Genomic DNA, 12,440 nt, shown 5'->3' on the forward strand with positions numbered 1-12,440 from the left:
AGATTGCCGTTGGCGCTGTAGGCATAATCGCGGCGGTACAGCGAAGCGTGGCGATGACCTACAGCGTGGGCAAGCAAGCGGCCCTGATCGTCGTAAGAATATTCGCTGAGCAGCAAACCTTGCTGGCGTTGCTGTTCGCGACCGGACTGGTAGACGTGGCGCGTGAGCGGCGTGCCATTAAGGTCGATGGCCGACAGCGCACCGCCCTTGGCGTAGTGGTAATCGAGCTTGCTGTTGTCCGGCAGGCGCAGGCGCTTGAGCTGACCGCAGGCGTCATAGGCGTAGCGCAAGGTGCCCCAGCCCTGATGCTCGGTGATCAGCCGGTCCTGACGGTCGTACTCGAAGGCCAGCGGATGGTTTTGCCCGTCATCGACGCCGATCAACCGACCGAGGCGATCGTAGTCGTAGCGGATCTTGGCGCCATCGGGCAGGGTTTTGACCCGCAAGCGCCCGGCCTTATCGCGCTGGTAGTGGGTGACCAGCGATAAACCCTGCTCGCCAAACTCGGTCTTCTCCAGCAGGTGCCCGTTGAGGTCGTAGGCATAAGCCGTGCGCCGCCCATCAAACCCGGTTTCCTGTCGGATCAATCCGGTCGGCGTGTAATCCAGGCAATATTTTTCCCCTGACTCGTTTTCAATTTCGGTCAGCAGCAACCGCGCATGGTCGTAGCGGTACTGCACGCGGGTGCCGTCAGGGTTGATCCGCCGCGAGACCAGATGCAGGTCGTCGTCATATTCGTAGCGGGTGATGCGCCCGAGCTCGTCGCGCTCAGCGGTGATCTGGCCGTAGGCGCCGTAGCTGTAGGCGCGCGTGCTTCCCGTAGGAGAAGTCGTCAGGATCAGTCGGCCGGCCGCGTCCCACTGCTGACGACTGACGACACCAAATTCGTCCTGGGTGGTAATCCGCCGTCCCAGCGCATCGTAGGAAAAGCGCCGCACGCCACCATCGGGCAGGGTTTCTTCGATGAGCTGGCCGAGCTCGTTCCACACCCAGCGGTGGCGGCTGCTGTCCGGGTAACGCAGCGACAGCAATTGCCCGCGCAGGTTGTAGTAGTAATGGGTGACCTGGCCGTCGGGATCGACCGCTTCGGTAACGGCGCCTTCAGCGTTGCGCCGATAGATCCACACCGCATCACCACGGCAACGCTTGTAGAGAAAGCCGTTGCGGTACTCGTAGGACGTTGGTGCATCGTCCGGCGGAACCAGCGCGATCAGCCGTCCGATTTCGTCATAGCGGTATTCGGTAACCGCGCCCAAAGCATCCTGCTCGGCGATCAATCGCCCCTGCTGGTCATAAGCCTTGAGCTGCTCGCCGCCATCGGCCGCAACCTGGCGCACCAGTCGCGCGCGCTCGTCGTGGACGTAGACTTCTTCGGTGCCGTCGACGTAATGCACGGTCACGCTGGCGTCGTCATCGTTCCAGACGTAACGGGTGTTCATCTGCGAGAACGAAGCCCAGTGCCTCACGCAGCGCGCCGCTTTGCCCTCGCGCTGCCACTCCCAGAAGAAGCTCGCGCCGCCGGTCAGCTGGCGCTGGAGGATGACGTGATGGTCGTCGTAGTCGTAGCGTTCGCTGTCGCCGACCGCGTTGGTCGCGGTCAGCAGGCGTTGCCGGGCATCGAAGCTGTAGGTGGCGAGGGTTTGCTCGGTGGTCCACTCGCCCTGGACGAACACCTGATAATCGATCGCCACCAGTTGCGCGCGGTCATAACGCAACAGCAGCGCACGGCCGGCGCCATTGTCCAGACGCTGAATGCGGTCGGAGCGATCGCGTTGCAGGGTCAGACGATTGCCGTAGACATCGCTGATTGCGGTCAGCCGGCCGGCGCGAAAGTGGTAGAACCGCGCGGTTTCCCCGGCCAGAGCCAGAATCAGTTCTTCCGGCTCATCGCCAAGAAAGATCGCCGCACGCGACAGGCTGTTGTGAATGGCTGGGCGCGCGACGTTGGGCAGGGGAAAACGGGTGCGGCGGTTTTCGTGGTCGATCCAGATCACGCCATCGCCGTCGAAGGCCAGGCGATGGGCCAGCGTGTGGCTCCAGCCGAAACCCAGGCCGATGTCGATCTCGACCGCGCTGCTGCGGTACAAGCGGGTGAACTCGAAGGGCAGCACGCCATCGAGCACCGCGTCGGTCAGGGTCAGCAGTTCCTCGCCGGTGACCATCGACACCGGACAGCCGTTTTTGCAGGTATTGGGGACGCAATCGGCGGCGTCGCCGTTGGGGTTTTTCGCTTGATCGGGGACGTCGTCGTGGGGCTCGTGGCGCTCAAGGCGCGCCATGCCCTGGGATTTTTCCCGCGCGAGCGGCGCCGGATTCGGCACGCGGAGCACCACCGCGTCGGCCTGACGAATGTTCAGCGGAATCGATGGCGTCGGCTTCAGCTCCACTTCGCGCGCATGAAACATCAGCGGCTTCAGCGTGCTCGCGTGCTGCTTGAGTTCCGGTGTCGAAGTCAGCTCAGCCAGACGCAAGGCTGAGGCGGCCAGCCACTCCCGCGCCCTTGGCGACTTGATCTTCGCCAAGACCTTGCCGCTCAAACGCAGCGATACGCCGGCACCGCCCGCCACGCGCATCAACAGGAAGCTGATCAGCAACTCGGTGCGAACTTCGGCCACCACCTCGGCGAGGTATTGCGGCGGCAGCATCTTCAGCCAACTGGTGAACGCGGCCAGATGAATGAACAACAACGGCTCGTCGCTGAGCATCAACAAGGCGTTGGCAATCGCCTCGCTGGAAGCCGCCAGCAGCGCCTCGAGTTCGACTTCGCTCAGGTATTCGAGGAGCTTTGCGCTGTGCTCCTGCAGATCGGCAAGTAGGGCAAACAGCTGCTGAATGTCATCCCAGACGCCATTCAGGGCTTTTTCCAGGCCGCGCCAATCGGCCCGTTGCAACTGCCCGTAACGATCAAGAAAACCGGCGCTGGAAAACTCCGTCCACTGCGGCTGGAAGCCTGTCCATTCGTTGCGCAGCCAGCCTTCAAGACCGGCAATGACCCCTTCATATGAGGCATACAGGGCGCGGACATGGGCGGAGGAAACGTTGGGAAAGAAGGTGACGCGATAGCGCTGGCCGCGCATGCAATCGGTCACCTCGAGGATCCCGCTCGGGCCAATGGTGTAGCGCTTTGGTTCGCCGAAGGTCAGCACGCCGTCGACGTCGCTGAGCAGCGGTTCGAGGGTCACCGGGGTGTCGCCGATCGGTACGAAGCGCGCTGCTTCAAACAGATGCACCAGGGTCAGCGGCCCGCTGGCCGAACACATGACCACCGATGAGCTGACAGGTGCGCGCGAAGTGATCGGCGCGCTCAGTTGTACGTCATTGCCAACCTTGAACACCTGCTCGATGTCCAGCGCGGTCCCGGTCCAGAACTGCTCGGCCCAGGCGTCGTAGTTGTTCAGGCACAGGCGGAACTCATCGATCAGCGCTTCGAAATCTGGCTGCTTCGGATTCAGGGCGGCCACCACCAGCAGTCCGATGCTGTTGTTCAGGGCCAGGAGCTGATCGGGTTGAAACATTCGCAGTCGCTCGCGCATATGAAGAAACGGGAGCGCGGACTTTGCGGGGGATCAAAAAGGAAAGAAGTCGGGGAAGTAGGCAGTGTCTGTAGGAGTTTTCGCTAAATGCGAAAAGGCGTCGATGGCATTGCCCGTTGCTCAATGTCCATCGGCCTCGCTATGCTGCTGAACCCATTAATCAGATCCGCGTTGCGACACGTTGCCTGTCGCCCGGGATGTCTTTGTTAACGGATCCGATGATGAATGCACCGCTGAAGACGTTCGGCCCGATCAAGGCCGTGATTTTCGATATGGACGGTTTGCTGCTCGACACCGAGGGCATTTACACCGAGGTCACCTCGCTGATTGCCGGGCGCTACGGGAAAACCTTCGACTGGAGCGTCAAGCAGAACATCATTGGTCGCGGTGCCAATGATCTGGCCAACTACGTGGTGCAGGCGTTGGAGTTACCGATCACTCCGGAAGAATTTCTGCAGATCCGCGAGCCGCTGATGCGCGAGCGTTTCCCCAAGGCGCAAGCGATGCCGGGGGCCGAAGCGCTGGTGCGTCACCTCAAGGCGCACAACATCCCGATCGCAGTCGGCACCAGTTCGTCGCGCCAGTCGTTCGGGCAGAAAACCACCTTGCACCGTGAGTGGTTTGCGCTGTTCGATTTCATCGTCACGGCGGACGATCCGGAAGTCGGCGCGGCCAAACCGGCGCCGGATATCTTCCTCACCGCCGCCCGGCGCCTGGGCATCGCGCCCGGGGATTGTCTGGTGTTCGAGGATTCGCCGTTCGGCGTCACCGCCGCGAAAGCGGCAGGCATGACCGCAATCGCCATCCCCGACGCAGCGATGGCCGATGAGAAATATGCCCACGCTGACGGCATTATTCGTTCGCTGAAAGCATTTATGCCCAGCGCCTTTGGCTTACCGATGCTGGAGCTGGCTTGACCGTTCACACGAAAACGCCGCCCTTCCTGTAAAGAAGGGCGGCGTTTTTTCTTGCCGGTCTGTCAGGCGCCGAAACCACCGTCGATGGTCAGGCTGGCACCGGTGATGTAACCGGCTTCAGGCCCGGCCAGGTAGGCGACGAAGCTGGCGATTTCATCGGCGGTGCCGTAACGACCGACGGCCATCAGCGGGATCAGGCTGTCGGCGAATTCGCCATGGGCCGGGTTCATGTCGGTGTCGACCGGGCCAGGTTGCACGTTGTTGATGGTGATGCCGCGAGGGCCGAGGTCGCGGGCTAGGCCTTTGGTCAGGCCGACCAGTGCCGATTTGCTCATCGCGTAGACACCGCCACCGCCGAAGGGCATGCGGTCGGCGTTGGTGCTGCCGATGTTGATGATCCGCGAGCCTTCGCCCATGTGTTTCGCTGCTTCCTGGGACGCAATGAACACGCTGCGCACGTTGATGGCCAGGGTCTGATCGAAGTCTTCGAGTTTGAAGTCTTCCAGCGGCGCGATGGCCAGTACGCCGGCGTTGTTGACCAGAATGTCCAGGCGTCCAAACGCTTCGACGGTGGCGTTGACGGCGTGGCGAATCGCGCTGGCATCGGCGCTGTCTGCCTTGATCGCCAAGGCTTTGCCGCCGTTGCCAGTGATGCTGTTCTGCAGTTCTTCAGCTTTGGCGGCGGAGCTGACGTAGGTGAAAGCGACAGCGGCGCCTTCAGCGGCCAGACGTTTGACGATGGCCGCGCCGATGCCGCGCGAACCGCCTTGAATCAGAGCGACCTTGCCGCTGAGGTGTTGAGTGGTCATGTTCGATCTCCAAGTGTTCAAGGCGGAATGCCTTGGTGTTGGTGCCGAGTATCGGCCTGGCATCGACAACCGGGTAGACCATGATTGCTATAGTCTGTGTAAACCAGAAGTTTATAGTGGCGATCATGGAAACGTTCAGCAGTATCGAATGCTTTGTGCGCAGCGCCGAAGTCGGCAGCTTTGCCGAAGCCGCGCGACGCTTGAGCCTGACCCCGGCGGCGGTCGGCAAGAGCGTGGCGAAACTGGAAGCGCGGCTTGGCGTGCGGCTGTTCCAGCGTAGTACACGCAGCCTGACGTTGACCGAAGCGGGGCAGCTGTTTTTGAGTGAAGTCAGCGCCAGCCTGACCACCATCCAGAATGCCGTAGCCAATCTGGCCAGTGCCGGCGGGCAACCGGCCGGCACGCTGAAAGTCAGCATGGGCACGGTGTTCGGTCGTCTGTATATCGTGCCGCTGCTCGGTGAGTTTCTGCGGCGCTATCCGGCAATCAACCCGGACTGGCATTTCGATAACCGCCAGGTCGACCTGATCGGGCAGGGCTTTGACGCGGCGATTGGCGGCGGCTTTGAACTGCCACAAGGCGTGGTTGCGCGCAGGCTGACACCGGCGCATCGGGTGTTGGTGGCATCGGAGGACTATCTGCAAAAACATGCGCCGATCAGCCATCCCGATGACCTCAAGCAACACGACGGCATTCTGATTCGCTCACCGCAGACCGGGCGCGTGCGCTCCTGGCAACTGACTCACCGCGATCAGCAACACAGTCCGCTGACATTGCGGGCGCGGATGACCATGAGTGATTCCGAGGCTGCCTGTGCAACGGCGATGCAAGGTTTGGGCATTGCACTGGTGAGCATGCCGTTTGCGGTGCCGTATCTTCAGGCAGGGACGTTACAGCGAGTGCTGCCGGAATGGTTTGTCGATGACGGCAACATTTCGATCTATTACGCCGAGCACAAATTGTTGCCGGGCAAGACCCGGGCGTTTGTGGATTTCGTGATTGAACAGTTTGCTGAGCAGGGACTGGGGCGTCGGTTTAGTGCTATCTGAGCCAGGCATCAAACCGAGTTGCGGCTATCGCGGGCAAGCCCGCTCCCACAAGTTTTGAGTTGTTCACACATCTTGCAAACAACACAAAACCCTGTGGGAGCGGGCTTGCCCGCGATGAACGATCACTCGGTCTATCGAGCAAAGCGCTCCGCCCAACCAACAATGTTCTTCGGCCGTGGCGTCGCATAAGTGCGCACCTTGGACGTCGACAACTTCAAACGCACCAGCGACTCGGCAATCGTCACCGCCGCTGTCACGCCATCCACCACCGGCACGCCGGTGCGCCGGCGAATCTGCTCGTCCAGCCCGGCCATGCCGCCGCAGCCCAGGCAAATCACCTCGGCCTTGTCCTGGGTCACCGCCAGTTCGGCCTGCTGCACGATCGCTTCCAGCGCGCGCTGCGGTTCGTGTTCAAGCTCCAAAACCGCCAGACCACTGGCGCGCACCGAGGCACAGCGATCCCACAGACCGGACAATTTCAGCCGATCCTCGATTAGCGGCACGGTGCGATCCAGTGTGGTCACCACCGAGTAGGCATGGCCGAGAAACATCGCGGTGCTGGCCGCCGCGTCAGTGATATCCACCACTGGCACGTTGAGCAGTTCCTGCAAGCCTTCGCGGCCATGTTCGCCGTAGCCGGCCTGGATCACCGCATCGAAGGGTTGATCGTAAGACATCACTCGATCCATCACGGCGATGGCGGCCAGGTAACTTTCGAAATTGCCTTCAATCGATTCGGCGCCGAAGTACGGCGTCAGGCCGACGATTTCGGTACCGGGCGAAGCGACGGCCTGCGCCGAGCGGGCGATGGCGTCGGTGATGGATTCGGTGGTGTTGACGTTGACCACGAGAATACGCATGGAAAATCCTTATTGCGGGCAGTGGTGCGGCCCGAAACCGGGCCGCGAAGGGATCAGTGGCTGACGTTATCCACAGCGATGCACTCGCCGCTGACGTCGGCGTAATGCGTGTGGCGTTTGGCGACGATCAGGTAAAGCATGCCGGCGATACCGGCACCGATCAGCCAGGAGAACGGTGAGACGCTGTGGAAACCGGGCACCAGCGCCAGGATGATGGCGATCAGCGCTGCAGGAATAAACGCCGCCACCGCGCGGAAATTGATGCCGCGGCTGTAGTAATAAGCGCCGTTGGGGTCTTCGCTGTAGAGCTGCGGCACGTTGATCCGGCCTTTGCGGATCAGCCAGTAGTCGACCATGATCACCCCGTACAACGGGCCGAGCAGGGCGCCGAGGCCCGACAGGAAATACACGATCACCAGCGGACTGTTGTAGAGGTTCCACGGCAGGATCAGCACGGCGATGGTCGCGCTGATCAACCCGGCGCGGCGGAAGGTCAGGTACTTCGGCGCCAGGTTGCTGAGGACGAACGCCGGGGCAACGAAGTTGGCCATGATGTTCACCGCAACGGTGACAATCAGAAAAGCCAGGCAGCCAAGCACCAGAAAGAACGTGTTGGGGATCGAAGCGATGATCTCGGTCGGGCTTTCGATGATCCGCCCGTTGATCTGGAACTGCGCGCCACACAGCAGTACGGTAATCGCGGCGAATACCAGAATGTTCACCGGCAAGCCCCAGAAATTTCCTACTTTGATGGTTTTGCGGCACGGCGAAGAACGGGCGAAGTCGCAGAAATTGAGGATCAGCGTGCCGTAGATCGCCAGCCACAACGCGCCACCAGCAAAAATGTTGCGCCACATCTCGCCCCCGGTCAGCGGCTCGCGGATCGACCAGGCAATGGTCGCGTTGGCCTGGAAGTACATCCACCCGGCGAGTGCGGCTACGGTCAGCAGAATCACCGGCCCGGCAAATGCCTCGTAACGGCGCACCATCTCCATGCCGTAGGCGAGGATCGCCAGTTGCACCAGCCAGATTGCTACAAAGCACACCCAGCCCAGACTCGACAGGCCCAGAATTGAGTCGTGATCGTATTCGGCAAAGCCGGGATGCACGGCGGTCAGCAGGACGCGGAATACCACCGAGGCGAGGTACGTCTGAATACCGAACCAGGCGATGGCGATAACCGCCCTGATCAATGCAGGAATTTGCGCACCGTGGATGCCAAAACTGATCCGGCTGATCACCGGAAACGGCACCCCGGTTTTCTGCCCCATGTACCCGGACAGGTTCATGAAGAAATACACCAGCGCCGCGCCGATCCCCAGCGACAACAGAATCTGCCAGCCGCCCAGACCCAGTGCATACAAGCCGATGGCGAACGAGTAGTTGGCGATGTTGTGCACGTCATTCGTCCACAGGGCGAAGATGCTGTACCGGCCCCAACGTCGGCCTTCGGCTTTGGTCGGCGCCAGATCGCTGTTGTGCAGACGCGGGCTCAGTTGCAGCGGCTCGCTCAGTCCGTCATCGGGCAACGGTTGATCAAGCGTGGAGGAGGGCAGATTCAGCACGATGTTATTCGAAAGACTTGTACGCATTCCGGCAGGCTCCTGACGTTCACTCCCGCGATGACTGTGCATGAGCGCTCAGGCTCGACAAATCTTCGTCGCGGCGGTGAAAACATCACTGGTTACGGGGCATCTGCAGCCTGTACGGGATAGGGCGCTTCAGGCTTGCGGATCGAAAGTGTGCATGTTTTGCAGTTTTGTATACAAAACATGTATGCGATAAAGCCAGATTTGTGCCAGTTGCCAATCTATAAGCGGCAGGGCTCATTTCGAATAGTTATCGATGCAACATAAGTCGCTGAAAAACCGACGATATAAATTGATCGATCGGGCAGGAATTTTTTCCAGGGGAGGGATTTTGCAGAGTGGCGAGCAGATGGGGATTCTGCTGGGGAGTGTAACTTTTCAGGGCGTCAGGACTGAAAGTGCACACATAAATGGCACCGATGGTGACAACCTTGTGTACACCTTTTGCGTGCCTGGCACATATCAATGTGGGAGCGAGCCTGCTCGCGAATGCGGTGGATCAGGCAACTGAAACGTTGACTGGAACGGCGCTTTCGCGAGCAGGCTCGCTCCCACAGGTCCTTCTATAAATGGGGGATCAAACCTTGCTCTTGCTGATGATATTCCCCGCATGCAGTCCGCATTCCTTCTGCGTGGCTTCTTCCCACCACCAGCGGCCTTCGCGCTCGTGCTGGTTCGGCAGCACCGGGCGGGTGCAGGGTTCGCAACCGATGCTGATGAAGCCGCGCTCGTGCAGGCTGTTGTACGGCAGCTCAAGCATGCGGATGTAACCCCAGATCTCCTCGCTGGTCATCTGCGCCAACGGGTTGAACTTGTACAGCGTGCGTTCCGGTGTCGAGAACGCCGTGTCGATTTCCAGCACCGCCACAGCGCTGCGGGTGCCCGGGCTCTGATCGCGGCGCTGGCCGGTGGCCCAGGCTTTGACGTCGGACAGCTTGCGCCGCAGCGGCTCGATCTTGCGGATGCCGCAGCATTCGCCGTGGCCATCTTTATAGAAGCTGAACAGGCCTTTTTCCTTCACGAACGGTTCGAGTTTCGTGTAGTCCGGCGAGACGATTTCAATATCGATCTTGTAATGCTCGCGCACCTGCTCGATGAAGCGGTAGGTCTCCGGATGCAGGCGGCCGGTGTCGAGGCTGAAGACTTTGACGTTCTTGTTCAGCTTCCACGCCATGTCCACCAACACCACGTCCTCGGCGCCGCTGAAAGATATCCACAAGTCATCGCCGAATTCGGCGAATGCGAGCTTGAGGATGTCCTGGGCGGATTTGTTGGCATAGGTCGTGGCGAGTTCCACGACGTCGAACGTTGGGCTCATCAGGGCGGCTTCCTACAGGTCAATGGCGCTCGGGCGCTCTATAGGGGGCCGATGGTAACAAAAAGCTGCCGCGCCCGGGGCGTCCTCTGCGTTGCGCGCGGCTGGTGCAGACGCTAGAGTTCGGCCTCGCTCGACTCAATAATCACTACAAACGGGAGTGTCTTGTGGAAATTGCTTGCCTGGATCTTGAAGGGGTACTGGTACCGGAAATCTGGATCGCCTTCGCCGAAAAAACCGGAATCGACTCCCTCAAGGCCACCACCCGGGACATTCCCGATTACGACGTATTGATGAAGCAGCGTTTGCGCATCCTCGATGAGCACGGCCTCAAGCTTGCGGACATTCAGGAAGTGATCGCGACACTGAAACCGCTGGACGGCGCGGTGGAGTTCGTCAACTGGCTGCGCGAGCGTTTCCAGGTGGTGATTCTCTCGGACACCTTTTATGAGTTTTCACAGCCACTGATGCGCCAACTGGGCTTCCCGACTCTGCTTTGCCATCGGTTGATCACTGACGAAAGCGGCCGGGTGACCAGCTATCAGTTGCGTCAGAAAGACCCCAAGCGTCAGTCGGTGTTGGCGTTCAAGAGCCTGTATTACCGGGTGATTGCGGCGGGGGATTCATACAACGACACGACCATGCTCGGCGAGGCGGATGCGGGGATTCTGTTTCATGCGCCGGACAACGTGATTCGCGAGTTTCCGCAGTTTCCGGCGGTGCATACGTTTGAAGAGCTGAAGCAGGAATTTCTCAAGGCCTCTAATAGAGAGTTGAGTTTGTAGTTGTCTGGAAGGACGTCTTCGCGAGCAGGCTCGCTCCCACAAGAAAATGCATTGATGATCGTTCCCACGCTCTGCGTGGGAATGCCTCAACGGACGCTCCGCGTTCGGCTTTGGATGGGACGCGGAGCGTCCCGGGCTGCATTCCCACGCGGAGCGTGGGAACGATCATTCCTCAGAGGTTTTGCAGGGTTTCCAAGAGAATTCTGACTTTGGTCATCGACTCCTGATACTCCGCCTGCCAGTCCGAATCGGCGACGATCCCGCCGCCGCCCCAGCAGCACACCTGGCCATCCTTGACCAGCAGACTGCGAATGGCGATGGAGCTGTCCATCTCACCGCGCACGTCCAGATACAGCAACGAGCCGCAATACAGACCGCGCCGGGTCGGCTCCAGCTCGTCGATGATCTGCATCGCCCGAATCTTCGGTGCGCCGGTGATTGAGCCGCCGGGGAAGCTGCCGGCGATCAGGTCGAGCGCGTCACGATCCGCCGCCAGTTCACCGGTCACGCTGCTGACCAGATGATGCACATTCGGATAGCTCTCCAGACTGAACAACTCCGGCACGCGCACCGAGCCGATGCGGCAGGTGCGCCCGAGGTCGTTGCGCAGCAGGTCGACGATCATCAGGTTTTCCGCGCGATCCTTGGGGCTGGCCAGCAGTTCGGCGGCATTGGCGGCGTCTTCGGCTGGAGTCAGGCCGCGAGGGCGGGTGCCCTTGATCGGACGGGTTTCGACCTGACGCTGGCTGACTCTGACGAAGCGTTCCGGTGAAAGGCTCAGCACCGCGCCGCCGTCGGGCAGGCTCTGGAAACCGGAGAACGGCGTCGGGCAGGCCTGGCGCAATGCGCAATAGGCCAGCCATGGATCGCCCAGACATTCGGCACGGAAGCGTTGCGCAAAGTTGACCTGATAGCAGTCGCCGGCCTGGATATAGTCCTGAATGCGTTCGAACGCCTGACGGTAATCGTCGGCCGAAATATCAGCGGCCATGGGGGCGTTCAGTTTGAATGGCGCCAGCGCGTCAAATTGAGGCTGAGTGAACAGCGCGACCAATCGCTGCCGTTCACTGTCGACAAGCGAAGGATGAAAGACCAGTTGGCTGGTTTGCGCGTGGTGATCACTGATCAGCGCCCAGTCGTACAGGCCAAAACGCGCATCGGGCAGTTGCAGGTCATCCAGCGCCTGACTCGGCAGGTTTTCCAGATGCCGGCCGAAGTCGTAGCTCAAATAGCCGATCAATCCACCGGCGAATGGTAATTCATACCCGGCAGGCAACTGCGCTTCGCCCAAGCGGCTGAGATGGTCACGCAGGCGCTGGAGGAAATGCGCACCGCTTTCCTCCGGCAACACCGCCAGTTGTTCCAGCGGCCAGGCGCTCAACAAGTCATAACGGCCGCGTTCGGCGCTCGGCCGGCCGCTGTCGAGCAGCACGGCGCCGGGGGCATTGCGAATGGCCGCGAAGTAGTCGGCGGGATTGGCGCGGTAGGGCAGTGGGTGTACGGAGCAGGTCAGCATGGGCGGGGCAGATCGGCCGTTGAGGCGGGGTGGGGATTGTAGTCCTCTGCGCTGCCAGATCAAAGTC

The 12,440-nt window shown here is 60.7% G+C and carries 9 protein-coding genes; 3 read left to right on the forward strand and 6 right to left on the reverse strand.

What is annotated here, in order from left to right; genetic code table 11:
* Positions 1-3,515: DUF6531 domain-containing protein (locus AC0Z5Z_RS26105; protein ID WP_485611837.1), on the reverse strand; the 3,515-nt coding region annotated here is incomplete at its 3' end.
* Positions 3,516-3,754: 239 nt separating this feature from the next.
* On the opposite strand from AC0Z5Z_RS26105, the gene AC0Z5Z_RS26110 reads away from it, so the two are divergent.
* Positions 3,755-4,450, forward strand: coding sequence for an HAD-IA family hydrolase (locus AC0Z5Z_RS26110; RefSeq protein WP_150635880.1), 696 nt, complete (start codon positions 3,755-3,757; stop codon positions 4,448-4,450).
* Between the two features lie 62 nt (positions 4,451-4,512).
* Here the strand turns inward: AC0Z5Z_RS26110 and AC0Z5Z_RS26115 are convergent, their stop codons facing one another.
* Complete coding sequence (locus AC0Z5Z_RS26115) at positions 4,513-5,259, reverse strand: 3-oxoacyl-ACP reductase family protein (protein ID WP_150635878.1); 747 nt, start codon at positions 5,257-5,259, stop codon at positions 4,513-4,515.
* Between the two features lie 125 nt (positions 5,260-5,384).
* Between AC0Z5Z_RS26115 and AC0Z5Z_RS26120 the strand changes: the two genes are divergently transcribed.
* Complete coding sequence (locus AC0Z5Z_RS26120) at positions 5,385-6,308, forward strand: LysR substrate-binding domain-containing protein (protein WP_476249074.1); 924 nt, start codon at positions 5,385-5,387, stop codon at positions 6,306-6,308.
* A gap of 131 nt (positions 6,309-6,439) precedes the next feature.
* Here the strand turns inward: AC0Z5Z_RS26120 and AC0Z5Z_RS26125 are convergent, their stop codons facing one another.
* The 3 genes from AC0Z5Z_RS26125 to AC0Z5Z_RS26135 all read right to left on the reverse strand — a co-directional run bounded on the left by AC0Z5Z_RS26125 (position 6,440) and on the right by AC0Z5Z_RS26135 (position 10,075).
* Positions 6,440-7,168 (reverse strand): aspartate/glutamate racemase family protein, encoded by a 729-nt coding sequence (locus AC0Z5Z_RS26125; protein ID WP_041479158.1) that lies wholly within the window; start codon positions 7,166-7,168, stop codon positions 6,440-6,442.
* A gap of 53 nt (positions 7,169-7,221) precedes the next feature.
* The gene (locus AC0Z5Z_RS26130; RefSeq protein WP_460142930.1) at positions 7,222-8,760 is read right to left on the reverse strand and encodes an NCS1 family nucleobase:cation symporter-1; all 1,539 of its coding nucleotides are present in this window, start codon (positions 8,758-8,760) and stop codon (positions 7,222-7,224) included.
* A gap of 574 nt (positions 8,761-9,334) precedes the next feature.
* Entirely contained in the window at positions 9,335-10,075 is a 741-nt protein-coding gene (locus AC0Z5Z_RS26135) for a phosphoadenylyl-sulfate reductase (protein ID WP_041479156.1), read from the reverse strand.
* Positions 10,076-10,239: 164 nt separating this feature from the next.
* Between AC0Z5Z_RS26135 and thrH the strand changes: the two genes are divergently transcribed.
* Positions 10,240-10,857, forward strand: coding sequence for a bifunctional phosphoserine phosphatase/homoserine phosphotransferase ThrH (gene thrH / locus AC0Z5Z_RS26140; protein ID WP_460093870.1), 618 nt, complete (start codon positions 10,240-10,242; stop codon positions 10,855-10,857).
* A gap of 172 nt (positions 10,858-11,029) precedes the next feature.
* Here thrH and pabB read toward each other — a convergent pair whose 3' ends face one another.
* Positions 11,030-12,373: an aminodeoxychorismate synthase component I gene (gene pabB / locus AC0Z5Z_RS26145; protein ID WP_485611838.1), complete on the reverse strand. Its 1,344-nt coding sequence runs from the start codon at positions 12,371-12,373 to the stop codon at positions 11,030-11,032.
* Positions 12,374-12,440 lie beyond the last annotated feature (67 nt).

The organism is Pseudomonas sp. 1L-E-NC-VB-C3 (assembly GCF_057291535.1).

Coding starts and splice junctions, on each gene's coding strand:
- AC0Z5Z_RS26110 (WP_150635880.1), top strand. CDS start 3,755: ATGAATGCACCGCTGAAGACGTTCGGCCCGATCAAGGCCGTGATTTTC.
- AC0Z5Z_RS26115 (WP_150635878.1), bottom strand. CDS start 5,259: ATGACCACTCAACACCTCAGCGGCAAGGTCGCTCTGATTCAAGGCGGT.
- AC0Z5Z_RS26120 (WP_476249074.1), top strand. CDS start 5,385: ATGGAAACGTTCAGCAGTATCGAATGCTTTGTGCGCAGCGCCGAAGTC.
- AC0Z5Z_RS26125 (WP_041479158.1), bottom strand. CDS start 7,168: ATGCGTATTCTCGTGGTCAACGTCAACACCACCGAATCCATCACCGAC.
- AC0Z5Z_RS26130 (WP_460142930.1), bottom strand. CDS start 8,760: ATGCGTACAAGTCTTTCGAATAACATCGTGCTGAATCTGCCCTCCTCC.
- AC0Z5Z_RS26135 (WP_041479156.1), bottom strand. CDS start 10,075: ATGAGCCCAACGTTCGACGTCGTGGAACTCGCCACGACCTATGCCAAC.
- pabB (WP_485611838.1), bottom strand. CDS start 12,373: ATGCTGACCTGCTCCGTACACCCACTGCCCTACCGCGCCAATCCCGCC.